Source organism: Streptomyces apocyni (genome assembly GCF_009739465.1).
GTDB lineage: Bacteria > Actinomycetota > Actinomycetes > Streptomycetales > Streptomycetaceae > Streptomyces > Streptomyces apocyni.
Map to the genome: position 1 here is coordinate 506,289 of NZ_WHOM01000065.1, position 26,097 is coordinate 532,385.

Genomic DNA, 26,097 nt, shown 5'->3' on the forward strand with positions numbered 1-26,097 from the left:
GTGCTTGATCCGCTGTCGCAACAGGCCCTGGGAGGCGCCCCTAGCCCACCAGGCTGTCCCGCCAGGCGCGGTGGAGCCGCGCGAAGCGGCCCTCGCTCGCGGTGAGTTCGGCCGGGGTTCCGTCCTCCACCACGCGGCCGTCCGCCATCACCAGGACCCGGTCGGCGATCTCCACCGTGGAGAGCCGGTGGGCGATCACCACCGCCGTGCGCCCATGCAGCACGGTGTCCATCGCCCGCTGTACGGCCCGCTCACCAGGCACGTCGAGGGAGCTGGTCGCCTCGTCCAGGATGAGTACGGCCGGGTCGGCGAGCAGGGCGCGGGCGAAGGCGACCAGTTGGCGCTGGCCCGCGGAGATGCGGCCGCCGCGCTTGCGGACATCGGTGTCGTAGCCGTCCGGGAGAGCCGCGATGAAGTCATGCGCGCCGATCGCCTTCGCGGCGCGCTCGATGTCCTCGCGGCTGGCCTCCGGGCGGCCGATGGCGATGTTCTCGGCGACCGTGCCGGAGAACAGGAACGCCTCCTGCGTCACCATGACCACCCCGCGCCGCAGTTCGGGCACCGCCAGGTCACGCAGGTCGGTGCCGTCGAGCAGGACCCGGCCGTCGGTCGGGTCGTAGAAGCGGGCCAGCAGCTTGGCCAGGGTGGACTTGCCCGCGCCGGTGGAGCCGACCACGGCCACTGTCTGACCAGCGGGGATGGTCAGGTCGAAGCGCGGAAGCACCTCGCCGCCGGTGCGGTACGAGAACGACACGCCGCTGAACTCGACCGCGCGGCCGGGGTGTTGGGAGGCGAGCGCCGGGAGCTCGCGGGGTGCGGCGGGCTCGGGGACGGTCGGCGCCTGGGCCAGCAGGCCCGCGATCTTCTCCAGCGACGCGGCTGCCGACTGGTGGGAGTTCAGGAACATCCCAAGCCGGTCGATCGGGTCGTACAGCCGCCGCAGATAGAGGACGGCGGCGGCGAGCACGCCGAGCGCCAGGGTGTCGTCGGCGACTCGGTAGGCGCCCCAGAGGACCATCCCGGCGACCGCGGTGTTGGCGACCAGCCGAGAGCCGACCACATAGCGGGCCATCTCCAGCATCGCGTCGCCGTTGGTGTGCTCGTGGGTGCGGTTGAGCCGGTGGAACTCGGCGTCGTTCGCCCGCTCGCGCCGAAAGGCCCGTACCGGCCGGATGCCGTTCAGGGTCTCGGTGAACTTCACGATGACCGCGGCGATCGCGGTGGACCGCTTCCGGTAGACCGCCGCCGCCCGGCGCTGGTAGACGCGTACCAGCAGATACAGCAGGACGAAGGAGCCCACCGCGACGCCGCCGATGCCCAGGTCAAGCCAGAGCAGCAGGGCCAGGATGTAGGCGGTGGACAGGATGACGGTGATCAGTTCCTGGAGGCCCTCGTCGAGCAGCTCCCGCAGCGACTCGACGTCGGTGGTGGAGCGGGAGATCAGCCGTCCAGACGTGTAGCGCTCGTGGAAATCGACGGACAGCGCCTGGGCGTGCCGGAAGATCCGGCCGCGCAGATCGAGCAGGACGTCCTGGTTGACCCGGGCCGCGGACCGGATGAAGCCGTACTGGAGCGCGGCACCGCCCAGCGAGCACAGGGCGTAGCCGACCGCCACGGCGATCAGCGGCCCGTAGTCGTTCGCGCGGACCGCCGGTACGCCGCGGTCGATGGCGTACGCGACCAGCAGCGGGCCCGCCTGCACGGCCGCCTGCTGAAGCAGCAGCAGGACGGCGGTGAACGCGACCCGGCCCTTGAGCGGGGCCAGCAGGGAGCGCAGCAGGGCGCCGGTCGCGCCGTCGGGGGCGGGCAGCGTGTCCTGCGAGAACGCGTCCTGTTCCTGCGCCTGCTCCCGCGCCTGCCCCTGCGCCTGACCCTTCTCCGGCTCGTGCGGCGGCGGTGGCGGGTCGACGTCCGCGGGCTGGTTGTCCACCGTGGTCGTCAACGGGCCTCCTCAGGGATCGGGGCGCCCGACATCAGCCAGGCGTACTCGGCGTTGGTACGGAGCAGTTCCTGATGGGTGCCGACGGCGGCGATCCGGCCGCCGGACAGCAGCGCGACGCGGTCGGCGAGCAGCACCGTCGACGGGCGGTGCGCCACGACCAGGGCGGTGGTGTCCGCGAGAACCCGCCGCAGCGCCGCCTCGACCAAAGCCTCGGTGTGGACGTCGAGCGCCGACAGCGGATCGTCCAGTACGAGAAAGCGCGGGCGACCCACCACGGCCCTGGCCAGGGCGAGCCGCTGGCGCTGCCCACCGGACAGGCTCAGGCCCTGCTCGCCCACCTGGGTCGCGGTGCCGTGCGGCAGCGCGTGCGCGAAGTCGGCCTGAGCGACGTCCAGGGCGCGGCACAGCTCCGCGTCCCCGGCCTTCGGGTCGGCGCCCATCAGGACGTTGTCGCCGACAGTGGCGGAGAACAGCGTCGGCTCCTCGAAGGCGACGGCCACCAGCTCGCGCAGCCGCTCCCGGGGCATCTCGGTGATGTCCTGGCCGTCGAGCGTGATCCTGCCGCCCGTCACCTCGTGCAGGCGCGGGACCAGCGCGGTGAGCGTGGTCTTTCCGCTGCCGGTCGCGCCGACCAGCGCCAGCGTCTCGCCGGGCCTGATGCGCAGGTCGATCCTGTCCAGGGTGGGGGCCGCGTCAGCGGGGGCGTCGGGGTAGCGGAACCGCACGCCGTGGAACTGGAGCCCAGCCGAGCCTGCCGGGCGGCCGGGTATCCGCTCGCCCGCAGGGCGATCCGACGCGGACTCCGGCTCCGCGTCCAGTACTTCGAAGTACCGATCCGTCGCCGTAGCCGCCTCCTGGCTCATGGCCAGCAGGAAGCCGATCGACTCCACCGGCCAGCGCAGCGCCAGCGCCGTCGACAGAAAGGCGACCAGCGTGCCCGCCGACAGCGTCCCGTCCGCCACCTGCACCGTGCCGAGCACCAGGGCGGCGCCGACGGCCAGTTCGGGCAGCAGCACGATGGCCGCCCAGATCCCGGCGAGCAGCCGGGCCTTGTGCAGCTCCGTGCCGCGCAGGGTGTGGGACAGCTCCCTGAAGGCCCGCGCCTGCGCGCGGTGGCGGCCGAAGCCCTTGATGATCCGGACCCCGAGCACGCTCTCCTCGACGACCGTGGTGAGGTCCCCGACCTGGTCCTGCGCGCGCCGCGCGGCGTGCGAATAGCGCTGCTCGAAGATCGAGCAGATGACCACCAGCGGAATCACCGGACCGAGGATCACCAGCCCGAGCGTCCACTCCTGAGCCAGCAAAATGATCACGCCAACCAGGATCGTCACGCCGTTGACCAGCAAGAACGTCAACGGAAAGGCGAGGAACATCCGCAGCAGCATCAGATCCGTGGTGCCCCGGGACAGCAGCTGCCCGGACGCCCACCGGTCATGGAACGCCACCGGAAGGCGCTGCAGATGCCGGAACAGATCGGCCCGCATCGCGGCCTCGACCCCGGCCAGCGGACGCGCCACCAACCACCGCCGAAACCCGAACAGCAGCGCCTCGCCCACACCGATCACCAGCAGGAGCAGCGCACCCAGCCACACCCCACCCGGATCACCCGCGGCCACCGGCCCGTCCACGATCCACTTGAGCACCAGCGGGATGACCAGCGCCACACACGAGGCGACGATCGCCACCACTGCCGCGACGGACAGCCGCGCCCGCACCGGCCGCACGTACGGCCACAGACGCAGCAGGGAACGTACGGCGGATCGGTCCTTGGGGGGCGCGGCTTCGGGCGCGTGGTCAGCGGACATCAGGAGCGAGCCTAGGGTTCACCACTGACAGCCCCCAACGGGTTTTTCACCCGCCGTCCAAGATCGGCTCGTGATCGCTGACCTGGAGAAGAACCAGTCCTAGCTCGTCCAGCTGTGGGCCACGTCGACCACGACCCGGTCGTTCAACTGGAACACGCGGTACGGCAGTCGGGCGCGGACGCCGAGACCGACCTGGGTCTGGCCCTCGAAGGTGCCGCCGTACCGGGTGTCCCGGAAGGTGCTGTACCCGCTGATGTTCACGTCGGGCAGCGGCTCGCCCACCTTGCCCGGGTAGGTCTGCTCGCCCGCCTCCAGATCGTAGCTCCACGCGCCGACGTGGATGTCGAGTATCGCCCCACCCGCGACCGGTATGTGCTGGCCCGCGGGGTCCGTGTAGAACTGGTCCACGTACTGGACGTAGTAGCCGATCTCGTTGCCGCCGCCGGGCACGTCGAACACCATGCGGTCGAAGCACTCGTGCTTTCCGGTTCTGATGTTCTTCAGGTGCTCGGCGCCCGTGAAGGTACCGCTCTTGGTGCCGCTGCCCCAGCCCGTCGGGCAGACAGTCGCTGCCGCCGCTCGCGAGCCCTCCGCTGGGGCCGCGCCCGCGGTGCCCGCCGCCATCCCCAGCGTGGCACCCGCGAGCACGAGTACCGCCGCTACCGCTCCAGTCCGTCGCATCATGTCCCCTTGGGTCGCATCGGGTGTCGTGTCACTCCGCTGCTTAGTGAGACAGCCCGGCGGCTGGAAGGTTGTACACCAGACGGGAGCAAACAGGGAATCTCGCCAGATGCCTCAACCGCCAGCCCGCGTCCGGCTGGTGTCACGCGTCCGTGCCCCTGGCAACGCCAGGGGCACGGACGCGGCATTCTCGGCCGATCATTTTCTGATCAGAAGGTGAGCTTCCAGATTCAGAAGGTGAGCTTCCAGCTGTTGATGTAGCCGGTGTCCCAGCGGGCCACGTCCTGCACCCGCAGCTTCCAGGTCCCCGCGGCCGTCTCCGACGACGCGTTGACCGTGTAGGTCTCCTTGACGTCGTCCGCCGAGTCACCGCCACTGGCGTTCTTCAGGCGGTACGCCGTGCCGTCCGGGGCGATCAGGTCGATGACCAGGTCACCGCGCCAGGTGTGCTCGATGTCCACGCCCACCTTCAGGGCGCTCGGCGCGTTGCCGTCCCGGTCGACGGTGATCGACGAGGTGACGGCTGAGCCGTAGTCCGGGATCTGGACGTCGGTGCCGTTCTCGTACGTGTCACCGGGCTCGCCCGGACCACCGTCGTCGGGCCGCTCGCCGACGTTGACTCCGGCCCACGCGTGCTGGACCGCCTTGTACTCGTCGCTGTCGCCGCCGTACAGGTCGGCGGTCACCTCAAGGGTGCCGGTGCGCGCGCCGGCGTAGTTGGTCGTGGTGCCCCACTTGGTGCTGAGCGCCTTGTACCAGATCAGCGCGGCCTTCTCGCGGCCGATGCCGGTCACCGGAAGCCCGTCGGAGGTCGGCGAGTCGTAGTCGACCCCGTTGACGGTCTTCTTGCCGCTGCCCTCGGAGAGCAGGTAGAAGAAGTGGTTCGCCGGGCCCGACGAGTAGTGGACGTCGACATTGCCGATGCCCGAGTACCAGTAGTCCTTGGAGTTGCCGTCCCGGCTGGGCTTGTCCATGTAGCGCAGCGGGGTGCCGTTGCCACGGATGTCGATCTTCTCGCCGACGAGGTAGTCGCCGAGGTCCTTCGAGTTGTTCGCGGCGAACTCGACGGCGGCGGCCATGATGTCGCTGGTGGCCTCGTTCAGGCCGCCGGACTCGCCGCTGTAGCGCAGACCGGCGGTGGATGAGGTGAGCCCGTGGGTCATCTCGTGCGCGGCCACGTCGATCGAGGTCAGCGGCTTGGCGTTGCCGTCACCGTCGCCGTACGTCATGCAGAAGCAGCTGTCCTGCCAGAAGGCGTTGACGTAGTTGTTGCCGTAGTGGACGCGCGAGTACGCGCCGACGCCGTCGCCACGGATGCCGTCACGGCCGAACGCGGACTTGTAGTAGTCCCAGGTGAGCGCCGCGCCGTAGTGGGCGTCAGCGCCGGCCGTCTCCAGGTTCTGCGGAGTGCCGTTGCCCCAGACGTCGTCCGGTCCCGAGAAGAGCGTGCCCTGGCCGGACGTGCCGCGGTTCAGGTTGTACGTACGGTGGTTGCCGCGGTTGGTGTCGGACAGCGTGTAGTTGCTGCCGGACCGCGCCGTGCCGAGCTCGACGTCGCCGCTGTACTGCGTGTGCCCGTCGCCGTTGTGGACGGCCTGCCACTCGTACAGCTTCGCGCCGGAGGCGGCGTCCGTGACGACATGCAGCTCGTTCGGGGTGCCGTCCTTCTGGAGCCCGCCGACGACCGTCTCGTACGCGAGGGTCGGCTCGCCGTCGGCCATCCAGACGACCTTGCGCGGGGCCTGTTCGGCGGCGGGCTTCTTGGCGCCCTCGGCCTTCGCCGCGCCCAGCGCCTGCTTCTCGGCGGTGGACGCCGCGATCTTGGCGCTGGTGGCGATGCCCTTCAGCTTCGCCGTGGACGCCTTGGAGACGGACTCCGCCTCGCCGGACTTGTCCTGACTGACGATCAGGTCACCGCCGAGCACCGGGAGTCCGCCGTAGGTGCGTTCGTAGCGGGTGTGCGTGGTGCCGTCCCGGTCCTGGACGACGTCGCGGACGACGAGCTTCTCCTTCTTGCCGAGGCCGAGCTCCTTGGCGGTCTCCGCCTTGGACGCGTCGGCCTCGCGTATCAGCGCGGTGCGCTGGGCGGGCGAGAGTTTGGCTGGCAGGGCGCCGGGGTCGGCTCCCTTGTCCGCGGCGGCGGGTGCGGCCGCCTGGGGGGTTGAGGCGCCCGCGACGGAGGTCTGGATGCCTACGGCGAGCAGGGCAGTGGCGGCGATGAGAGCGCCGGTAGCTTTGGCGCGGGTGTGGGAGGTGCGTCTGCCTGAGAGTGATCTCAACACTGACTCCTGTACGTGTGATGGAGCTCAGAGAACCGCGCACGGAACGTGGGGGGTGCCGCGCGCCCGATCCTCGGAAGAGTGACAGCAGACCCCTATGCGTGTCAGGGGCGCGTCAACATGTTGGCTCAAAACGCACGCTGAACGGTTAACGACGTTCGTTATCCGGTCAGTTGGCGTGTCTGTGCCAGGCGTACGTGTGGCGGGTGTAGTGCGGCAGGTACGCGCACCCGGCGTACGCGTACGGGGCCGCGCACCCCCCGATGCGCGGCCCCGTCGACGCCTCAGCGCCTCGGCGCTTCAGCCCCTCAGTGCCTCAACGGCCCGTCAGCTCACAGCCGCTGCCAGAGCGCCGGGGTCCTCGGCGGCTCCCAGCCGGTCTGCGCCTGGTGCCCCTGGATGCAGCGGTACGTGGCGTTGCCGTACGTGACCTGGTCGCCCGGCGTGTAGACGGTGCCCGCGGACCAGCTGCCGCCGGGCTCACCCGGGTCGCCCGGGTCACCGGGGTCGCCCGACGTGGTCTTCAGCGTCAGCCCGTACTGCTGGAGGATCGGGTTCACCGGCTGGTGGAACGTCGTACCCCCGCTGCGGCAGTTGCCCGAGCCGCCCGAGGTGACGCCCTGCGCCTGGGTGCCCGATATGTAGGAGCCGCCCGAGTCGCCCGGCTCCGCGCAGACCGAGGTCCGGGTCACCCCGGAGATGGTGCCCTCGGGGTAGGTGACACTGGTGTTGTGCTGCTGGATGGTGCCGCAGTGCCATCCGGTGGTCGACCCTGAACGGCAGATCGACGCGCCTACCGGAGACTGCGTGGAACCCTCGACCGGCATCAGGCGGCCGCCGGAGCCACGGACGTACGGGGTCGCGGTCCAGCTGGAGTTGGTGAGCACCCAGGCCATATCGCGACCGGGGAAGATGGACCCCTGGAAGGACCCCTGCGCCGCCTGGTTGCTGCCCCGGGTCGTCGTGCCCGCGCGCCCGCAGTGCCCGGCCGTGACAAAGCCCTGCTGGCTGCCCCGGGTGATGGAGAAGCCCACGGAGCAACGGCCGCCGCTGCCCATGTAGTACGCGTCACCGCCCACGATGTCGTAGAGCGGGCGCGGGCGTTCGGCGGTCTTCTCGACCCGTACGAGCGCCGCGTCGACGCCCGCCGCGGCGACCAGCTTCTTGGCCGCCGACGCCTTGACCGCCTGGACGACGACGCTGTTCGATGCGAGGTCGACGAACCAGACGGGGGCGTCCTGGGCGACGGACTTGTTGGCGGCCTTCTTCGCGGCCCGGTCCAACTCCGCCTTGGCCGCGTCGAGTTCCGAGGTCGAGTGCCGTACGAGCTTGGCCCGCGCGCCCTTGGCCTCGATCGCCTTGACGTCCGAGGCGTCGGTGGTGGCCACGGTGAGTCGCGCGGAGTCGGCGCCCTGAACCCAGGCGCCCGCGAAGTCGGCGCCCAGGGTGCTCCGCAGCGCACCCGCGACGGCGCCCGCCTCGGCCTCGTTGACCAGGCGCTGCTTGGCCTGGGTGGCGGTGAGGCCCAGGTCGCGCTGCATGGCCTTGAGGAGACCGGGGGAGGCCTCGGTCACGGCGGCTGTCTCCGCGGCGGACAGGGTCGCGGACTGGGTGGCGGAGTGTGTGGGGGGTTCCGGGGCGGCCGTCTTGGCCATCGCCGTGCCAGGCAACGCGGTCAGCGCGAGCGCGCCGACCGCGGCCAGTGCGGCGGCTGCCGCGCCCTTGGCGTTTCTGTGGAGCATGGGGGAGGTCTCCTCGGTTTCGATGCGGAGTGCGATGCGAACGTTGATGCGGAGTTCGCGGGGAGGTGGAGTCGCCGAAACCGTAGAACCGTGAACTTCTCTTCAGAAGCTGTCAGTTGACCCTTTGCCCAGTGTTATGGATGGGATGGTGGCTGTCGGCGAGCCAGGCCGTGTACGTGTCACTGCGGGCGGCCGCGTCCGTGTGCGCCGCGCGCGTCTGTGCGTACACCGCGGGCGCGTGGGCCGCGGCCGGTCCCGCGGGATGCCAGCCGAGCAGATGCCGCCAGGTCAGCGGAGCGCCCGTCAGAGGCCGGGTCACCACGCCCGCGGTGGGTGGGAAGGTCGCCCGGCAGAGCCCGACCGCCCGGCCGACCTGGACGAGGTGGACGCATGACGCGGTGTCCGTCTCGTACACACCGGCCGGCGTGAACCCCGCCCGGGCGCAGGCGGCCGTGAAGCAGTCGCCGAAGCAGCCGTCGCCCGGCACGTCCGTCCACGACTCGGCCGACAGACGGGCCAGGTCGATCTCCGCGCACCCGGCCAGCGGATGGTCGGTGGCGAGCATCACGAACACCGGGTCCCGCGCGATTTCCCGCCAGATCAGCCGCTCGCCCTCCGGCGGCTGGCTCGCGCCGCAGGTCCCGATCAGCGCGAAGTCCAGCCGCGACTCGGCCGTCAGCGCCGCGATCTCGCGCTCCGACCACGAGGTGTGCGTCGTCACCCGCGCTCCGGGACAGGCCGTCGCGAGCCGGTCCACCAGACCGCCCAGCAGCGGGCCGTGTGTGCCGCCGATCCGGAAGCCGCGTCCCTCGTCGGCCGCGTGGGCGAACCGCGCCGCCTCCCGCTGGAGGCCGCTCACCGCGGGCAGGACGACGCGAGCGCGGTCCAGTACGAAATCCCCCAGCGCGGTGGTCCGCACCCCGTGCCGCCCGCGCTCGAACAGCTCCCCGCCCAGGATGCGTTCGATACGCTTCAGCTGGGTGCTGAGCGCGGGCTGGGCGAGACCGAGTGCGGTGGCGGCTTTGGTGAGGCTGCCCGCGTCGGCGATCGCGCGGATCGTCTTCAGATGCCGCAACTCCAGGTCCATAGGGTGAGCTTGGTCCGCGCCGCGTGCGGGGGCAAGACTCCGGTCCAGACCAATGCTGCTTCCCTGACTTCCCTGCCTTCCCCTACTTCTCCCACTCGTCCCAGGCCAGGTTCCAGCCGTTCAGGCCGTTGAACCATTTGATCTGCTTGTCCTTGGAGTTCTTCACGATGACCACATCGCCGATCATCGACTTCTTGAAGAGCCAGGCGCCCGGCGTCTTGTCGTCATAGCCGCCGCGCGCGTCACGCAGTCCGATACACCCATGGCTGACGTTCTCCGAGCCGAAGGTGGAGGCGCTCGCCCAGTAGTTGCCGTGGATGAACGTGCCCGAGGTCGACAACCGCATCGCGTGCGGTACGTCCTTGATGTCGTACTCGCCGCCGAAGCCGACGGTGGCGCCGTCCATCCGGGTCACCGGGAGCTTCTCGGTGATGACCATCTGGCCGTTGTACGTGGTGGTCGAGGGCGCGCCCGCGGTGATCGGGATCGTCTTGAGGGTCTTGCCGTCCCGTTTCACCGTCATGGTCTTCTTCTTGGCGTCGACCACGCTCACCTGGCTGCGGCCGACGGTGAACTTCACGGTCTTGGCCTGCGTGCCGTACACGCCGTCGCGGCCCTCGACGCCGTCGAGGTTGAGCTTCACGGAGACCTTGGTGCCGGGCTTCCAGTAGTTCTCCGGGCGGAAGTCCAGCCGGTCGTTGCCGTGCCACTTGTGCCGGATCTCGACCTTGGGTTCGGCGGTGACCTCGATGGCCCTCGCCACGTCGGCGGGGTTGGTGATCCCGCGGGTGAAGTTGAACGAGACCGGCATCCCGACACCGACCTTGGAGCCGTCCTCCGGCGTGAAGTGGCCGATGAAGGTGTTCTGCGGGGTCAGTGTGGTGAAGGAGGTGTCCTTCGCGGCGGTCCGGCCCGCAGAGTCCTTCGCCGTGACGTGCACCTTGTACTTGGTCGACGCGGCCAGGTGCAGGGCAGGCTTCCAAGAGGCGCCGTCCTTGGCTATCTCGCCCGGGATGGTGTTGCCCGCGGTGTCCTTGACCGTCACCTTCGTCAGCTTGCCCTTGGCCGCGGTGACCTTCAGGGTCCCGCTGGTGGCGACGGCCTCGGCGCCGTCCTTGGGCGCGACCGCCACCACCGCCTCGGAGGGCCGGTTGTCGGTGGGCGTCGGGTCGGCGCCGGCCTTCTTGCCGCCGTTCCCGTCTCCGTCCCCACCCTTGCCTGAGTCACCCGGTCCGCACGCCGTGGTCGCCAGCAGTACGGCGCCGAGCGCCAGGGCCAGCGGCCCCGCGCCACGGCGCCGCCGCCGCACCCCAACCGATGCCCCCGATATCGGTCGCCCGTTCACGTTCGTTCTCCCCTCGCACGGCCCTGGTCAGGCTCGCCATCCGGCCATGTGGCCAGGCCCCACCCAGCGCACGGCGTCAGGTAATCACATGGTCAGGGGGTATGGGCCCGCGCGATTGTCACCGTTCGGAACCAACTGCTCGGACGTTCGCTGCCGGGTCTGCCGCAGTGCGTCTCAGCGCAGGGCCGAGCCCGCCCGCCACTTGGCCCAGTTCAGGTTCCAGCCGCTGAGGCCGTTGTCGGGTGCGACCGTTTTGTCGCGGGAGTTGCGCACTTCGACCACATCGCCGATCAGGCTGCCGTCGAAGAACCAGCGCGCGGGGGTGTCCTGGTCCCCGCCCTTCACATCGCGCAGCCCCACACAGCCGTGGCTGACGTTCGCCTTCCCGAAGGTGTCCGTCGACGCCCAGTAGTTTCCGTGCAGGAAGGTTCCCGACGTGGTCAGCCGCATGGCGTGCGGCACGTCGGGGATGTCGTACTCGCCCTTGCCGTCGCTGTCCGTGAAGCCGACGGTGGCGCCGTCCATCCGGGTCACCTCGAGCATCTCGGTGACCACCATCTTCCCGTTGTACGTGGTGGTCTTGGCGGCGCCCGCGGTGATCGGGACGGTGGAGACCAGCTCGCCGTCCCTGCGTACCTCCATAGTCTTCTTCTCCGCGTCCACCAGGGACACCTGGCTACGGCCGATCGTGAAGCCGAACGTCTTGTGCTGGAGCCCGTAGACGCCGGGTGCCGCCTGTACGTCGCGCAGCGCCAGGTCGACGGTGACCTCGGTGCCGGGCCGCCAGTAGTCCTTGGGACGGAAGTCCAGGCGGGACGCGCCGAACCAGTGGGCCGCGACCGGGACGGCGGGGTCCGCGGTGACCTTGATGGCGCGCTCGACGGCGGCGCGGTCCTTGACCTCGCGGTTGAACTCCAGCGAGACGATCATTCCGGTGCCGACGACCGAGCGGTTCTCGGGGGTCACATAGGCGATGAAGCGCTCGTCGGGAACGTACGTCGTGAAGGTGGTGCGGCGGGCCTGGCGGCGGCCGTGGCCGTCCAGGGCGACCGCGTCCACCACGTACCTGGCGGCGAGCGCCAGCTTCTTGTCGTCGGGCTCCCAGCTCAGCCCGTCGGTGGAGATCCGGCCCGGCACCGGGTGCTCCCGGGCGTCCTGGTCTCTGACCACCGTCACCGACTCCAGGCGGCCGTCAGGGACCCGCACCTCGAGCCCCGCGTTGGCCGGGACGTCCCGCTCGCCGTCGTCCGGGGTGACCTGAATGGCGTCGGCGGGCGCGCGTTGCTTCCCGAACACCGTACCGATTCCGTCCACGGAGCAGCCGGTCAGTAGTGCTGCCCAGGTCAGTACCGCGGCCAGTGCGGCCCCTGCGCGCCGCGCGCGTCTCGCATGCTGTCTCACATGGTCCCCAACGACCGCCCCCCTCCGTGGGAAACGTGAGTGCGGGCCCGGTTGGGGGCACAACAGAGGGGGAGGACCACGGTCCCATCGAGCCGCGGGAGGCTGACAGGTGACGAGGGCACCCGAGCGGGAGTCGACCGGGTCCGTTTCCGACGGAAGCGGACCGGCCACCCCGGGCAGCACCCAGACCACCCAGACCACGCAGGCCACCCAGGCCACGGTGGGCAGCACCCAGGCCACCCCCAGTACCCGCCCGGCCTGGCCCGGCGCCCCCACCCCGCTCGGCGCGCGCTTCAAGGCCGGACCCGACGGAGCCACCGGCACCAACTTCGCCCTGTGGGCGGGCGGAGCCGAGGCCGTCCAACTCTGCCTCTTCGACGAGCGGGGCCGGGAGACCCGCTGCCCGCTGACCGAACTGACCCACGAGATCTGGCACGGCTTCGTCCCGGGTGTGCTCCCAGGCCAGCGGTACGGCTACCGCGTGCACGGCCGCTGGGACCCGTGGACCGGCGCCCGATGGAACCCCGCCAAGCTGCTCCTGGACCCGTACGCCAAGGCCGTCGACGCGGCCGACGGCCCGGCCGGGCAGGGCTACACCGCGCTGCCCCCCGAGGTCTACGGCCACGTCCGCGACTGGCCCGAGCAGCACATCGCCGACACCGTGCGCGACGACCGCGACTCGGCGCCGTACGTCCCCAAGGGCGTGGTGGTGCACGACGAGGCGCCCGGCGACGAATGGAGCGAGGACCGCAGGCCGAAGACCCCCTGGGCCGACTCGATCATCTACGAACTCCATGTGAAAGGCTTCACGAAGCTCCACCCAGCCATCCCCGAACACCTGCGCGGCACCTACGCCGGTCTCGCCCACCCCGCCGCCATCGACCACCTCCAGCGCCTTGGCGTGACCGCCGTCGAGCTGTTGCCCGTGCACCAGTTCGCGCACGAGGACCATCTGCTGCGGCGCGGCCTGCGCAACTACTGGGGCTACAACTCCATCGGCTACTTCGCTCCGCACGCGGCCTACGCGGCGAGCGGCAGCACCGGGCAGCAGGTCGGCGAGTTCCGCCAGATGGTGCGGGCGCTGCACGCGGCGGGCATCGAGGTCATCCTCGACGTGGTCTACAACCACACCGCCGAGGCGGGCGAGCTGGGGCCGATGCTCTCGCTGCGCGGCATCGACAACGGCGGCTACTACCGGCTGCAGTCGGACGCGCGCCGCTACGCGGACTACACGGGCTGCGGCAACACGCTGCATGTGGTGCGGCCCCAGGTGCTCCGGCTGATCACCGACTCGCTGCGCTACTGGGTCACCGAGATGGGCGTGGACGGCTTCCGGTTCGACCTGGCGGCGGCACTGGCCCGGTCCTTCCACGATGTCGACATGCTGTCCCCCTTCCTCGCGGTGATCGCCCAGGACCCGGTGCTGCGCCGGGTGAAGCTGATCGCCGAGCCGTGGGACGTGGGCGCGGGCGGCTACCAGGTGGGCGCCTTCCCACCGCTGTGGACCGAGTGGAACGACCGCTACCGGAACGCGGTACGCGACTTCTGGCGTGGCGCGCTGCCTGATGTACGGGACCTGGGGTACCGGCTCTCCGGGTCGAGCGACCTGTACGCGTGGGGCGGGCGCAGGCCGTACGCCTCGGTCAACTTCGTCACCGCGCACGACGGGTTCACCCTGCGCGACCTGGTCACCTACGAGCGCAAGCACAACGAGGCCAACGGCGAGGACAACCGCGACGGCACCGACGACAACCGCTCCTGGAACTGCGGCACCGAGGGCGAGAGCGACGACCCGGCCGTGACCGCCCTGCGGCGGCGGCAGCTGCGGAACCTGGTGACCACGCTGCTGCTGTCCACCGGGGTGCCGATGCTGGTCGCGGGGGACGAGATGGGGCGCACCCAGGGCGGCAACAACAACGCCTACTGCCAGGACGGGCCGACCAGTTGGCTGGACTGGTCGCTGCTCGAACAGCCCGGCGAACCCGGAGAGCCTGGCTGGCGTGAACTGTTCGCGCTCACCTCCCGGCTCACCGCGCTGCGCCACGCCCATCCGGTGCTGCGCCGCCGCGCGTTCTACTCGGGGCGGGCGCACGCGGCGGACGGGCTGCGGGATCTGGCCTGGTTCACGGCGGGCGGTACGGAGATGACGGAGCGGGACTGGTACGCGCCGGCGTCGACGGTGGGGATGTACCTGTCCGGGCGGGACATCCCGGGGCGGGACGCGCGGGGCGCGCCGGTGGAGGACGACAGCTTTCTGGCGGTGCTGCACGCGAGCGACGAGGCGGCGAGGTTCGTCCTGCCCGGGGCGCCTTGGGCAGGCTCGTACGAGGTCGTGGTGGACACCTCGCTGGAGGAGCAGGGCACGGCCCCCGGCAGGCTGTACGGGGCGGGTGCGGCCGTGACGCTCCCGGCGCGCTCGGTGCTGCTCCTGAAAGCGGTACCGGCTGTGACGAACGGCACCGCCCCCGCCACCGCCCCCACCCCCGTTAGTCACGGTTAACCTGCCTCCATGACCTCCACGACCGTGAATCTCGAAGTCTCCGATGGCGTCGGCACCCTTCGCCTGGACCGCCCGCCGATGAACGCCCTGGACATCGCCACCCAGGACCGGCTCAAGGAGCTCGCCGAAGAGGCGGCCCGCCGCGACGATGTCCGCGCTGTGATCATCTATGGCGGTGAGAAGGTGTTCGCGGCTGGCGCGGACATCAAGGAGATGCAGGCCATGGACCACGCGGCGATGGTCGTACGGTCCCGGGGCCTGCAGGACGCCTTCACCGCCGTGGCCCAGATCCCCAAGCCGGTCGTCGCCGCCGTCACCGGCTACGCCCTCGGCGGCGGCTGCGAGTTGGCGCTCTGCGCCGACTACCGCATCGCCGCCGACAACGCCAAGCTGGGCCAGCCGGAGATCCTGCTCGGCCTGATCCCGGGCGCGGGCGGCACCCAGCGGCTGTCCCGCCTGGTCGGCCCGTCCAAGGCGAAGGACCTCATCTTCACCGGCCGGATGGTGAAGGCCGACGAGGCCCTCACGCTCGGCCTGGTGGACCGGATCGTCCCGGCCGCCGAGGTGTACGAGCAGGCGCACGCCTGGGCGGCGAAGCTGGCCCAGGGACCGGCCATCGCGCTGCGCGCGGCCAAGGAGTCGATCGACGCGGGCCTGGAGACGGACATCACCACCGGCCTCGCGATCGAACGGAACTGGTTCGCCGGGCTGTTCGCCACCGAGGACCGCGAGCGGGGGATGCGCAGCTTCGTCGATGAGGGCCCGGGCAAGGCGAAATTCCTCTGAGGCAGCGTCAGTTGACCGGGTTACCCCCCTTGGGGAACCTTATCTGCGCCTTAAGTCAACCTTAAGCATGGCGCGCTGCGGACTGTGTGTGATCATTCCTCGACGGATTGTTATCGCAGCTCAGGTAGGCCGTAACGAGATCTTAAGTGCCTTCGGCATATGCCGAATCGACCCCCCGGAACCGTTGGTTCCGGGGGGCGTATTCCCCTGGAAAGCCCCCAAGAGCCGTGCTGTCCGGCCATGATGGGGGCATGGCGGGGCTGGAGGGCAGTGAGTCGGCGCGGCGGCACGGGAGTGTGACCGCGGTGCGATGGACACCGGCCGTCGAGGACGAACGGGCGCTCAAAGCACTGGAGTTGTTCGGTAACCCGACGGAGGCAGAGGTCCCGCTGCCGTCCCGGCCGGAGTCGGCGGGGACCGCGCGTCGCCTCACCCAGGTGGTCGTACTGCGCCAGTGGGCGCTCTCCCCGCAGGTCGCCGAAATCGCCGTGCTCCTGGTCTCCGAACTCGTCGGCAACGCGGTACGGCACACCGGCGCCCGGGTGTTCGGGCTGCGGATGGACCGACGGCGCGGCTGGATAAGGGTCGAGGTGCGTGACCCCTCGCGCGGGCTGCCGTGTCTGATGCCGGTTCATGAGCTGGACATCAGCGGCCGGGGGCTCTTTCTGGTGGACAAGCTCTCCGACCGGTGGGGCGTGGATCTGCTGCCGCGCGGCAAGACGACGTGGTTCGAGATGCGGATCGCCGACCGCTGAGTCGAGGTCGCTGAGCGGGGCCGCATCGACGGCGGTCCCCGTACGCACGGAAGCCCCCTCGCGCCGTGGTGTGGCGCGCCGCGGGGGCTTCCATGGGGGGCGCCGGGATCTTCAGGGGTGTGATCCGCGGCCGCCTTGACGACCTGGCCCGGGTCAATGGGGGTCGTTGGCTCCGACTATGGCAGATCGCCGCCCTCCGATCCAAACACCTATATTCGTACATACCACCCCAAATCACCCCATCTCAAAGATGAATCCTTGGTGATCTAGCACACTCGCCTTATAAATGCTGCCTAAATAAGCTGCGAGCTAAGTGTTCAGTGGCTCGCCACTCCATTACTTCCTCGTCGGCACCCCGACCCGCAAAGGGCAAAAATCCGGTCAATCATGATGATCCGGGGCTTTCGCCCCTTAAATGGACGCGTGACCACGACCGACCGCCGCGGTGCCCTGCGTGCCGGTGCCCTGCTCGCCCTGACCGGGACACTCGCCACCGGCTGCTCCACCGCACAGCGCGCCCCCGACGTCGCGCGACGGTCCGCCGCACCCCCCGCCCCAGGCCCACGCCGCTTCCCCGGCCGCCCCGCCCAGATCGAGCACGGACCCCCCGACCGGGCCCGCGTCGCCCTCACCTTCCACGGCGAGGGCGACCCCGCCACCGCCCGCGCCCTGCTCACCGAGGCCGAGCGCGCCGGTGCCCGGGTCACTGTGCTGGCCGTCGGCCGCTGGCTCGACGCACACCCCACCATGGCCCGCCGCATCCTCGACGGCGGCCATGAACTCGGCAACCACACCCAACGCCACCTCGACATCAACACCATGCCGGAGCAGCAGGCGTACGCGGAGATCACCGCCTGCGCCCAGCGCCTGCGCCGACTGACCGGTTCCATCGGCGCCTGGTTCCGTCCCTCCCGTGCCCATCGGGCGAGCCCCCTGGTCCAACGGCTGGCCCACCGCGCGGGATACCCGCATGTCCTCTCGTACGACCTCGACTCTCTCGACTTCACCTCGCCGGGCGCCACGGCCGTCATCCGCACGGTGGCCGGCCAGGTCCGTAAGGGATCGGTGGTGAGCCTGCACTTCGGGTACGCGGACACGGTCGCCGCGTTGCCCGCCGTCCTGGAAGAAATCGAACGCCGCGGCCTGAGCGCGGTCACCACCACGGAGCTGCTGACCTGATGCTGCACCTCACCCAACGCACCCGCGCGCTGCTCGTCGGCGCCCTGCTGGCCACCGGAGCGCTCCTCGCGGGCTGCGCGAGTCCGGGCGACGACACGTCCGCGAGCGAGGCGACCGGCGAGAAGGCTCCCGCCAAGCCCGACAAGCCCACGGGCCCCAAGCCGATCTACGGACTGCCCGGTATGCCACCGGTGCTCGACCCCACGGACATCTACGCCGCCAACCGGCCGAACAAACTCTCCCCCGTGGTCAAGGACTTCCCGCACCGGGTGTACGTCCCCAACACCCACTCCAACACGGTCTCGGTCATCGACCCCGAGAAGTACGAGGTCATCGAGACCATCCCGGTCGGCGTCCAGCCCCAGCACGTCGTCCCCTCCTGGGACATGAAGACCCTCTGGGTCAACAACAACCGCGGCCACACGCTCACGCCCATCAACCCGGCCAACGGTAAGGCGGGCAAGCCGGTCGAGGTGCACGACCCGTACAACCTCTACTTCACGCCGAACGGCAAGCACGCCGTGGTGATGGCCTCGATGGACCGCGAGCTGGTCTTCCGCGATCCGCACACCATGGACCGGGTGCACACGGAGCCGGTCACCTGCGCAGGAGTCAACCACGCCGACTTCTCCCTGGACGGCCGCTACTTCATCGTCTCCTGCGAGTTCTCCGGTGAACTCCTCAAGGTGGACACCGAGAAGATGAAGGTCATCGGCCAGCAGAAGCTCCCCTTCAAGGGCGCGATGCCGCAGGACGTGAAGATCTCCCCGGACGGCAAGACCTTCTACATCGCCGACATGAAGGCCCACGGCATGTGGGTCCTGGACGGCGAGAAGTTCACCGAACCAACCCTCCTGCCCACCGGCAAGGGCTGCCACGGCCTCTACATCAGCCGTGACTCCAAGGAGATGTTCGTCCCCAACCGCGGTGAGGGCTCCATCTCGGTCTTCGACTTCGCCAAGAACAAGCTGACCAAGAAGTGGTGGCTTCCGGACGGCGGCAGCCCCGACATGGGCAACATCTCCGCCGACGGCAAGGTGCTTTGGCTTTCCGGGCGTTACGACGACGAGGTGTACGCCATCGACACCCAGACCGGCGTCCAGCTGGCCCGTATCCCCGTCGGCGGCGGCCCACACGGTCTGACGGTGTACCCGCAGCCGGGCCGCTACTCACTGGGCCACACGGGCATCTTCCGCTGACACGCGAGGACTTGCCGTCTCGCGACACGGACACACTCACCTTCGGGTGACAGTCCACGGCCCGCCACCGCGACACCGAGATGCTGATCACCATGACTCCCGTGATCACTACTCGCCTGCGGCGGCGGGCCGCTGCCGTCACCCTGTCCCTGACGGCCTTCCTGGTCCCCGCGGCCGCCACCGAAGCCGCGGCCCCGCCCGCGCTCCCGCCCGCGCCCGCCCTCGCGCCCGCTTCCACACCTGCTTCCGCGCCCGCCGCGTTCACTCCGCCCTCCTGCCCGGTCTTCCCGGACAAACTGCACGCGGCGGCCGTACGCCCCATCGACCTCAACAGGATCACCCCGGAGCCGGTGTTCCGAGACGACTGCAAGACCCTCTACCGCGCGGACGGCCGTGGTCCCGAGGTCGTCTTCAAGGAGGGCTTCCACCCCAAGGACACGGTGAACGGCCAGTACGACCTGGAGAGTTACGTCCTCAAGAACCAGCCGTCCCCCTTCGTCTCCACCAGCTACGACCACGACCTGTTCAAGGAGTGGGCGAAGTGGTTGAAGCCCGGCGCCTTCAACTACTACATCGACGCCCCCCACGGCATCGACGTCAACAAAACCATCGGCGACACGCACAAGTACGCCGACCAGGTCGAGGTGGCCTTCCCCGGCGGCATCGCACGCGAGTTCGTCATCGGCGTCTGCCCGATCAACAAGGAAACCCGCACCGAAATCATGTCCAAGTGCCGCAGCAACCCCCACTACCACCCCACCGGCAGCTGACCCGCTTCGCGAACGCTCCGGAGCGTGTTCGCCGCGTGCGACAGCCTAGTGCGCGGCGGCCAGGATGAAGGAGTGGCCCGCCGGGTCCGCGTACATGCGACTGTTGCCGGGCACCGCGGAGCTGTCCGTGTCGACAGGGGTCGCTCCGAGGGAGATGGCCTCACGCTCCGCCGCGTCCATGTCGTCCGGGGCGATCAGGATGCTCAGGTGGGCCTGTTGGGAGTTCTCCGGTCGAGGCCAGCTGGGTGGTGCGTAGGTGTGCTTCCGGTGGATGGCCAGAACGATGCCGCGCTCTCCGACGATCTCGATGAACTCGGGGTTCGTGGTGGGCCGGGCGGTCGCGCCCAAGAACCTCGCGTAGAACTCCGCGAGGTCTTGGGCGTCTTGGGCGTCCAGGACGAGTACGGGTTGTTTGTCGCTCGGTGCTGTCATGCGGACCGGGTACCCGGAGACGGAGGGCTCATCCATCGGCCGCCCAGGCGTCAGGGGGCGGTCAGGAGGGCTTCCGAGGCGACGGGGCGGTAACCCGCGGCGTGGAAGGCGCGGAGGCTGCGGGCGTTTCCCGCTGAGACCTGGGCCCAGAGGGGGGTGTCGGGTGGGAGCAGGTGGCGGGCTGCTCTGGCCAGGGTGCGGCCGAGGCCCTGGTGGCGTACGGGCTCGGCCACCTCGATGGCCACCTCCCAGCGGCCCGCTATGCCCCGGCCCAGGACGACCACGCCGCCGTCGGCCGCCCAGACCCGGACCTCGTCGCGGCGCTTGCGGGCGCGGGTCACGCGGGGGTGGCCCGGGTCGCGGATCTCCTGGAGGGGGGCGGGGAGCGTGAGGGGGAGCGAGGGGGCGCCGGGGAGGGCCGTAGCGGTGTGGAGGACGTCGATGGTGTCCGTCGTGCGGCCGGTGCGGTCCATCAGGGCGGTGAGGAAGCGGGGGTTCATGGTCGCGGCCAGGGCGTCGCAGGCAGTGGCGGCGAGGGCGGCGCGGACCCAGGCCGGGTCCTCGTCCGTGAAGATCACGGAGTGCGCGGTGAAGGCGATCACCCCGGCGTCCCGGTGGCTGGGCTGGGGGAGGACGGTGGTGGCGCCGTCGGGCGGGGGGAACTGGCCGCGGGCCGCCGCGTCGAGGATCCGTCGTAGGGGCGGCGGGGGCTCTCCCTTGGGTTGTGAGACTGCCGCTGTCGTCGTCATCCGAGGGTTCCTCTCGCGAACTCGCAGGCCTCCCAGGCCTGTTCGGTGATCGTACTGCCGAGCCGCCATAGGAATAGCGCCAAACTCGGCGCTTTGCCTGCCAGGTAAAGGCGCCTGGGTGATCTTCCGGTCGGTGCCCGGCTGGTGGGGGCGGGCTTGGGGCGTGGCCCTGGTTTGTGCGGTGCGCGGAGCCGAAGTTGTCGATTTCTGTAGTAATTCGGGCATTCATTGGCAGCGAACGATTCCGGCCTGTGCAGCAAATTGCCCTCTTGTGTCGCACTTCGGTCAACACAACGATCGGGCCTCGTCCAGGGGATGGCCGGAGCGGTGCTCACACGCCCCGCTGCGGCCGTCCTCCATGCCCCGGCATGCCCCCAGAGGAGTACGTCGCATGAGTGATCGACTGACGCTTGGCCCGGATGCCGCACGGCAACTGGCCACCACCACCAAGACCACCCCGCAGATGCGCGGCATCACCCCGCGCTATCTGCTCCGCGCGCTGTCCTGGGTGGACGTCGAATCCGGCGTCTACCGGGTCAACCGTCGTCTCAGCTTCCAGATAGGCGATGACCGGATCGCCACGTACAGCGAGAACGGCACCCACGCCGTCGTACCCGAAGACCTGCGTGAGCTGCCCTATCTGCGGGACGCCGACGCGGAGTTACTCGTCGCGCTGGCCCAGCGGTTCACCGCGGTCAGCTTCGAGGCCGGGGACACGCTCGCCTCCGAGGGCGATGTCGCCAACCGGCTGTGGGTGCTGGTGCGCGGGCGCGCGGAGAAGCGCCTCACCGGGCGGTACGGCGAAGACGCCCTGGTCGAGGTCATCGGCGACGGGCAGTTCTTCGACCTGGACAGCTGGACGCGCGCCGAGCCGCTGCCGTATCGGGTGCAGGCCCTGACATCGGGTGTGGCCCTGTGCGTCGAACGCACCGACCTCACCACCCTGACCGAGCGCGACGACGCCCTGCGCGCCGCCGTGGAGACCTACGGCGCGAGCGGCGACATGCCGGGCGCCGAGGTGCCCATCGAGCTCTCCGGCGGGCACGTCGGGGAGCCGGAACTGCCGGGCACCTACGCGGAGTACGAGGGCGCGCCGCGCGAATACCACATGAGCCTCGCGCAGACCGTGCTGCGGCTGCACAGCCGGGTCGCGGACCTCTACAACCAGCCCATGGACCAGACGCGGGAGCAGGCGCATCTGACCATCCAGGCGCTGCGCGAGCGTCAGGAGAACCTGATGCTCAACCACCCCGAGTTCGGGCTCTTCCACAACGTCGCCCCCGGGCAGCGCGTCCAGACGCGGACCGGCGCGCCCACGCCCGACGACCTGGACGAGTTGCTCACCAAGGTCTGGAAGCAGCCCGGTTACTTCCTGGCCCACCCCAAGGCGATCGCCGCGTTCGGCCGCGAGTGCACCCGGCGTGGGGTGCCCCCGGTGACCGACAGCCGGTTCGGCAGCCCACTGCTGACCTGGCGTGGGGTGCCGCTGCTGCCGTCCGACAAGGTGCGGTTCAGCGGTGGGGCCGGGCTCGGTACGACCGAGATCCTGCTGATGCGGATAGGCGAGGCGGAGCAGGGCGTGGTGGGGCTGCGTCCGGCGTCGGTGCCGGACGAGGTCGAACCCGGCCTGTCCATGCGGAACATGGGTACCGACCAGAAGGCCATCACCTCGTATCTGATGACCGCGTACTTCAGCACCGCGGTGCTGGTCGAGGACGCGGTCGCGGTCCTCCAGAACGTCGAGGTGTCCAAGTACCATGACTACTCCTGACCCTGGCGGAGGCCTTGGCCCCGGGGCTGTGGAGAGCCTCGTGGCGGCGCCGCCCGCGATGAGCCCCAGCACCGCGGGCGGCCCCTTCGACCCCGAAGCGGTCCGACGCGACTTCCCGGTGCTGCACCGTCCCGTCAACGGCCGCCCCCTGGTCTGGCTGGACAACGGCGCGACCACCCAGAAGCCCCGCCAGGTGATCGAGGCGCTCGGCGCGTTCTACGGCGTCGCCAACTCCAACATCCACCGCGGCGCGCACACCATGGCCCGCGAGGCGACCGCGGTGTTCGAGGAGAGCCGGGCCGCGGTCGCCGCGTTCCTCGGCGCCCCCTCGCCCGCGGAGATCGTCTTCACCCGTGGTACCACCGAGGCGATCAACCTGGTCGCCCAGAGCTGGGGACGCGACAACCTGGGCCCCGGTGACGAGATCCTGGTCCCGGCCCTGGAGCACCACTCCAACATCGTCCCCTGGCAGCTGATCGCCAAGGAGCGCGGCGCCCGGGTGGTCCCGGTGCCGCTCCTCGCGGATGGGCGGATCGACGTCGACGCGTACGCCGACCTGCTCTCGTACCGGACCCAGCTCGTCGCGATCAGCCATGCGTCCAACGTGCTGGGCACCGTGCCGCCGCTGCGCGAGATGATCGCGCTGGCGCACCGTCACGCGGCCAGGGTGCTGGTCGACGGCGCCCAGGCGGTCGCCCACTTCCCGGTGGACGTACGGGAGTTGGACGCCGACTTCTACGCGTTCTCCGGGCACAAGCTGTTCGCCCCGACCGGCATCGGCGCGCTGTACGGCAAGCCGGAGCTGCTGGCGGCGATGCGGCCCTGGCAGGGCGGCGGCAACATGATCGACTCGGTCGACTTCGGCGAAACGACGTACGCGCCCGTCCCGCACCGCTTCGAGGCGGGCACCGGGCACATCGCCGGAGCGGTCGGCCTGCTCTCCGCGCTGAACTGGCTGACCGCGCTGGACCGGGACGCCGTCACCGCGTACGAGGGCGCGCTCCTCTCATACGCCCAGCGGGCCCTGGCCACCGTGCCGGGGCTTGAGCTGGTGGGCGCGGCCCCGGACCGTATCGCCGTCCTGACCTTCACCCTCGCCGGATTCGACCCGGCGACCGTCGCCGACTGGCTCGACCGGGACGGGATCGCCGTCCGGGCCGGTCACCACTGCGCGCAGCCCGCGCTGCGCCACTTCGGCCTCGACAGCGCGGCCCGCGCGTCGCTCGCGCTGTACAACACCCCGGAGGAGGTGGACGCACTGGTCTCATCCCTCACCAGCCTGCGACAGCAGGCGGGTTGAGTCGCCTCCCCGCGACTCGGGGGCGTGCCGTGGCGACACGGCACGCCCCCTCCGCGCGTCACCCCGACCGGAGCGGCGGACCGGCGGCGGACGGGCGTACGGGGTCATCGGCCCGACTATCCGACCCCGCCCAGCGTGTCGCCGTTCTCGGTGCCCAGGCCCTGCGAGTCGGGGCGGCGGGCCAGGCACCGGTCGAGGTCCTGCGGCCACTGCCCGGAGACCTCCGCGTCCATCGTCGCCAGCCGCGACCGCAGCGGGGCCACCTGATCCGGCGAGCAGACCTCGGCGACCGTGGCGTACAGCGCGCGCAGGCGCCGCTGCACCTGGATCGAGGTGGCCCCGAAGTGCCGGATCTCGTCGGTGGCGATGCAGACGTAGTCGGCCCAGGAGCGGGTCCGGTGCCGGAAGAACTCGGCCGGTTCGCCAGGGGGCCGCCCCGCGAGCCGGGGCGCGATCAGCACCAGCAGGTCCTCGATGTGGTCGAGGCACTGTACGGCGCGCCCCGGATCGTTGATGCCGGGGGAGAGGGCCTTGAGGGCGATGTCGACGAACGAGCGCAGCGCCCCCGCCGGGTCGATGCCCGCGCTGTACGTGGCGCCGAACAGCAGGCAGCGCGTCAGGTCCTCGCGGCGGACCGGTCTGGCGCCCGGGCGTACGAGGAACAGCGGGGCCTCCTGGGCGACGAAGTCCCCGAACACCGGGACCAGCTGGATGCGCGCGCCGGTCCTGCGGGCGATGCGCTCCAGACCCTCCTTGTGGCAGGCGATCAGGATCTGGCCGCGCTTGGGCGGCGCGCCGAGCCGGATCACCTCCGGGTCGGCGGAGGCGCCGGCGCCGTCTGCGGGCCGGGACCCGGAGGAGGCCTCGGCGAGGGGTGGCTCCCCGGCCGCCCCGTGCCTCGGATGCGTACGATCCACCGCCCGACGCCCCTCGGCGGCGAGATACCGCAGCAGCTGCCCCGAGTTCAGGGTGGCCGTCACCCGCGCCACAAGCGCGAAGAACAGCACCGCGCAGACCACCGAGAGCGCGATGGCGAAGAACATCGAGATGACCGGCCGGTAGTCCTCCTGGCCCACCGCGAGCCGCACCGAGATCATCAGGGTGTAGACGAACGTGGCCATGAACGTGCCCATCGCCCAGCGCATCACCCAGTCCTGCTGGAGCATCGGCACCACGCGCACCGACAGCTGTGAGCCCCCGAACTGCATGGCCAGCGTGATCGCGGTGAAGACCAGACCGGTCAGCGTGATCATGCCGCCCGCGACGGCGGAGAGCAGGGTGGCCATCGAACCAGCGTCCAGATAGCGGAAGAAGGTCTCGCCGAGTTCGTCCTCCAGATAGGTGACCTCACGGTCGATCAGCGGGAACAGCCACGACAGGAACAGGCCCGCACCCAGCAGCACGACCGGCACCGGCCAGATACGGGGCGCGCGCAGCCGGTGGCGCGTGAGGTACCACTTCGACCACGTCCCGCGACCCATGCCCCAAACCTAGCCATACGGCGTGATTCCGGCATCACCGAGACGACCGACGACCGACGACCGACGACCGACGACCGACGACCGACGGCCGACGACCGACGGCCGACGACCGGCGACGCGGGCCAGCCGTCAGCTGCGGACGCCCAGGGAGATCGCCGCCTGATACCCGGTCCGTACGGAACCGGTGGTCTTGAGGACCGACTGGTCCCCGCCCTGGGCGAAGAGGGAGTCGTCGGCGTTTCCGGTACGGGGGTCCTGGCGCTGGGCATAGGGCTGGGCACCGGTCACCGCCTCGGCCAGTTCCTCGTCGAAGTAGAGCTGGCCGGTGTGGACGGTGTCCCCGCCGACGTGGACCTTGATGTGGATGTGCATCGTCCGGTTGGTGTACCAGCCCGGGACGATGGTCTCGAACGTGGCGGTGCCCGCGCGGTCGGTGACCTGAACCCCACGCAGGAACCGCGCGCCGCGCCCCTCTTCGAAGCCGGAGTAGACGCCTTCGGCGTCGGCGTGCCAGATGTCGACGGAGGCTTCGGGCAGCGGCTCGCAGGTGGCGGTGTCCAGGACGGTGCAGCGCAGCCGGAGCGGGACTCCGGGGCGCCCCTCGGTGATGTCCCGACGTACCAGCTTCAGGTCACGGTAGAACGGGCCTTCGGTGGCTTCGGGGGACAGCGCGCAGTCGGGGGTACGGGGGCTCGGGGACCCCGAACCCGTGGCTTCCTCGTCAGCGGAGCCACCACTGGCGCCGCACCCGGGCACCGTCAGCGCCGCCGCGGTGAACCCCGCGGCGGCCAGGACTGTCCTGCGGGGCGCGGACATGGTGATCCCCCTTCGGAGCGGGCGGACGGGACGGACGACCTCTACGGACAGAACCACGACCCAGTAAACCCCGCGGT

20 protein-coding genes are annotated in these 26,097 nt (G+C 70.4%); 8 read left to right on the forward strand and 12 right to left on the reverse strand.

Annotated elements, in window-relative coordinates; translation table 11 throughout:
* Window positions 1-40: 40 nt before the first annotated feature.
* The 8 genes from GCN81_RS21260 to GCN81_RS21295 all read right to left on the reverse strand — a co-directional run bounded on the left by GCN81_RS21260 (window position 41) and on the right by GCN81_RS21295 (window position 12,282).
* Window positions 41-1,942 carry an ABC transporter ATP-binding protein gene (locus GCN81_RS21260; RefSeq protein WP_231626880.1) on the reverse strand — a complete coding sequence of 634 codons (1,902 nt, stop codon included), beginning with the start codon at window positions 1,940-1,942 and terminating at the stop codon, window positions 41-43.
* On the reverse strand, window positions 1,939-3,747 hold the full coding sequence (locus GCN81_RS21265) for an ABC transporter ATP-binding protein (RefSeq protein ID WP_156726196.1): 1,809 nt from the start codon (window positions 3,745-3,747) through the stop codon (window positions 1,939-1,941). Before GCN81_RS21265 ends, GCN81_RS21260 begins: the two co-directional genes overlap by 4 nt.
* A 99-nt stretch (window positions 3,748-3,846) precedes the next feature.
* Window positions 3,847-4,428 (reverse strand): AMIN-like domain-containing (lipo)protein, encoded by a 582-nt coding sequence (locus GCN81_RS21270; RefSeq protein ID WP_156726320.1) that lies wholly within the window; start codon window positions 4,426-4,428, stop codon window positions 3,847-3,849.
* Window positions 4,429-4,658: 230 nt separating this feature from the next.
* Window positions 4,659-6,707 carry a M4 family metallopeptidase gene (locus GCN81_RS21275; protein ID WP_156726197.1) on the reverse strand — a complete coding sequence of 683 codons (2,049 nt, stop codon included), beginning with the start codon at window positions 6,705-6,707 and terminating at the stop codon, window positions 4,659-4,661.
* Window positions 6,708-7,039: 332 nt separating this feature from the next.
* On the reverse strand, window positions 7,040-8,449 hold the full coding sequence (locus GCN81_RS21280; protein ID WP_156726198.1) for a carbohydrate-binding protein: 1,410 nt from the start codon (window positions 8,447-8,449) through the stop codon (window positions 7,040-7,042).
* A gap of 112 nt (window positions 8,450-8,561) precedes the next feature.
* Window positions 8,562-9,536, reverse strand: coding sequence for a LysR family transcriptional regulator (locus GCN81_RS21285; protein WP_156726199.1), 975 nt, complete (start codon window positions 9,534-9,536; stop codon window positions 8,562-8,564).
* Window positions 9,537-9,618: 82 nt separating this feature from the next.
* A complete protein-coding gene (locus GCN81_RS21290; protein ID WP_156726200.1) occupies window positions 9,619-10,881 on the reverse strand; it encodes a L,D-transpeptidase in 1,263 nt (420 codons plus the stop codon).
* A gap of 174 nt (window positions 10,882-11,055) precedes the next feature.
* The gene (locus GCN81_RS21295; protein WP_156726201.1) at window positions 11,056-12,282 is read right to left on the reverse strand and encodes a L,D-transpeptidase; all 1,227 of its coding nucleotides are present in this window, start codon (window positions 12,280-12,282) and stop codon (window positions 11,056-11,058) included.
* Window positions 12,283-12,502: 220 nt separating this feature from the next.
* On the opposite strand from GCN81_RS21295, the gene glgX reads away from it, so the two are divergent.
* The 6 genes from glgX (at window position 12,503) to GCN81_RS21325 (ending at window position 19,471) form a co-directional block, all read left to right on the forward strand.
* Complete coding sequence (gene glgX, locus GCN81_RS21300; protein ID WP_156726321.1) at window positions 12,503-14,782, forward strand: glycogen debranching protein GlgX; 2,280 nt, start codon at window positions 12,503-12,505, stop codon at window positions 14,780-14,782.
* A 9-nt stretch (window positions 14,783-14,791) separates the two neighbouring features.
* Complete coding sequence (locus tag GCN81_RS21305; RefSeq protein ID WP_156726202.1) at window positions 14,792-15,568, forward strand: enoyl-CoA hydratase/isomerase family protein; 777 nt, start codon at window positions 14,792-14,794, stop codon at window positions 15,566-15,568.
* A gap of 146 nt (window positions 15,569-15,714) precedes the next feature.
* Window positions 15,715-16,323 carry an ATP-binding protein gene (locus GCN81_RS21310; protein WP_156726203.1) on the forward strand — a complete coding sequence of 203 codons (609 nt, stop codon included), beginning with the start codon at window positions 15,715-15,717 and terminating at the stop codon, window positions 16,321-16,323.
* 390 nt (window positions 16,324-16,713) lie between these two features.
* On the forward strand, window positions 16,714-17,502 hold the full coding sequence (locus GCN81_RS21315) for a polysaccharide deacetylase family protein (RefSeq protein WP_197287743.1): 789 nt from the start codon (window positions 16,714-16,716) through the stop codon (window positions 17,500-17,502).
* Window positions 17,502-18,701, forward strand: coding sequence for a YncE family protein (locus tag GCN81_RS21320; protein WP_156726205.1), 1,200 nt, complete (start codon window positions 17,502-17,504; stop codon window positions 18,699-18,701). The genes GCN81_RS21315 and GCN81_RS21320 overlap by 1 nt, the downstream gene beginning before the upstream one ends.
* Window positions 18,702-18,802: 101 nt before the next feature.
* Window positions 18,803-19,471, forward strand: a complete 669-nt coding sequence (locus GCN81_RS21325) for an ADP-ribosyltransferase (RefSeq protein ID WP_325065123.1) — start codon at window positions 18,803-18,805, stop codon at window positions 19,469-19,471.
* Window positions 19,472-19,516: 45 nt separating this feature from the next.
* Here the strand turns inward: GCN81_RS21325 and GCN81_RS21330 are convergent, their stop codons facing one another.
* Both GCN81_RS21330 and GCN81_RS21335 read right to left on the reverse strand, forming a co-directional pair.
* Window positions 19,517-19,903, reverse strand: a complete 387-nt coding sequence (locus GCN81_RS21330) for a VOC family protein (RefSeq protein ID WP_156726207.1) — start codon at window positions 19,901-19,903, stop codon at window positions 19,517-19,519.
* Window positions 19,904-19,953: 50 nt separating this feature from the next.
* A complete protein-coding gene (locus GCN81_RS21335) occupies window positions 19,954-20,652 on the reverse strand; it encodes a GNAT family N-acetyltransferase (RefSeq protein WP_156726208.1) in 699 nt (232 codons plus the stop codon).
* 391 nt (window positions 20,653-21,043) lie between these two features.
* Between GCN81_RS21335 and GCN81_RS21340 the strand changes: the two genes are divergently transcribed.
* On the forward strand, window positions 21,044-22,423 hold the full coding sequence (locus GCN81_RS21340) for a family 2B encapsulin nanocompartment shell protein (RefSeq protein ID WP_156726209.1): 1,380 nt from the start codon (window positions 21,044-21,046) through the stop codon (window positions 22,421-22,423).
* The gene (locus GCN81_RS21345; protein WP_156726210.1) at window positions 22,410-23,723 is read left to right on the forward strand and encodes a cysteine desulfurase; all 1,314 of its coding nucleotides are present in this window, start codon (window positions 22,410-22,412) and stop codon (window positions 23,721-23,723) included. Before GCN81_RS21340 ends, GCN81_RS21345 begins: the two co-directional genes overlap by 14 nt.
* 116 nt (window positions 23,724-23,839) lie before the next feature.
* Here GCN81_RS21345 and GCN81_RS21350 read toward each other — a convergent pair whose 3' ends face one another.
* Complete coding sequence (locus tag GCN81_RS21350; protein WP_156726211.1) at window positions 23,840-25,204, reverse strand: DUF2254 domain-containing protein; 1,365 nt, start codon at window positions 25,202-25,204, stop codon at window positions 23,840-23,842.
* Between the two features lie 129 nt (window positions 25,205-25,333).
* The gene (locus GCN81_RS21355; protein ID WP_156726212.1) at window positions 25,334-26,020 is read right to left on the reverse strand and encodes an intradiol ring-cleavage dioxygenase; all 687 of its coding nucleotides are present in this window, start codon (window positions 26,018-26,020) and stop codon (window positions 25,334-25,336) included.
* Window positions 26,021-26,097 lie beyond the last annotated feature (77 nt).

Excerpts from the sequence above, each read along its gene's own strand:
- GCN81_RS21265 (WP_156726196.1), bottom strand. The coding sequence starts at position 3,747 with ATGTCCGCTGACCACGCGCCCGAAGCCGCGCCCCCCAAGGACCGATCC.
- GCN81_RS21270 (WP_156726320.1), bottom strand. The coding sequence starts at position 4,428 with ATGCGACGGACTGGAGCGGTAGCGGCGGTACTCGTGCTCGCGGGTGCC.
- GCN81_RS21280 (WP_156726198.1), bottom strand. The coding sequence starts at position 8,449 with ATGCTCCACAGAAACGCCAAGGGCGCGGCAGCCGCCGCACTGGCCGCG.
- GCN81_RS21285 (WP_156726199.1), bottom strand. The coding sequence starts at position 9,536 with ATGGACCTGGAGTTGCGGCATCTGAAGACGATCCGCGCGATCGCCGAC.
- GCN81_RS21305 (WP_156726202.1), top strand. The coding sequence starts at position 14,792 with ATGACCTCCACGACCGTGAATCTCGAAGTCTCCGATGGCGTCGGCACC.
- GCN81_RS21315 (WP_197287743.1), top strand. The coding sequence starts at position 16,714 with ATGATCCGGGGCTTTCGCCCCTTAAATGGACGCGTGACCACGACCGAC.
- GCN81_RS21320 (WP_156726205.1), top strand. The coding sequence starts at position 17,502 with ATGCTGCACCTCACCCAACGCACCCGCGCGCTGCTCGTCGGCGCCCTG.
- GCN81_RS21330 (WP_156726207.1), bottom strand. The coding sequence starts at position 19,903 with ATGACAGCACCGAGCGACAAACAACCCGTACTCGTCCTGGACGCCCAA.
- GCN81_RS21335 (WP_156726208.1), bottom strand. The coding sequence starts at position 20,652 with ATGACGACGACAGCGGCAGTCTCACAACCCAAGGGAGAGCCCCCGCCG.
- GCN81_RS21340 (WP_156726209.1), top strand. The coding sequence starts at position 21,044 with ATGAGTGATCGACTGACGCTTGGCCCGGATGCCGCACGGCAACTGGCC.
- GCN81_RS21345 (WP_156726210.1), top strand. The coding sequence starts at position 22,410 with ATGACTACTCCTGACCCTGGCGGAGGCCTTGGCCCCGGGGCTGTGGAG.
- GCN81_RS21350 (WP_156726211.1), bottom strand. The coding sequence starts at position 25,204 with ATGGGTCGCGGGACGTGGTCGAAGTGGTACCTCACGCGCCACCGGCTG.
- GCN81_RS21355 (WP_156726212.1), bottom strand. The coding sequence starts at position 26,020 with ATGTCCGCGCCCCGCAGGACAGTCCTGGCCGCCGCGGGGTTCACCGCG.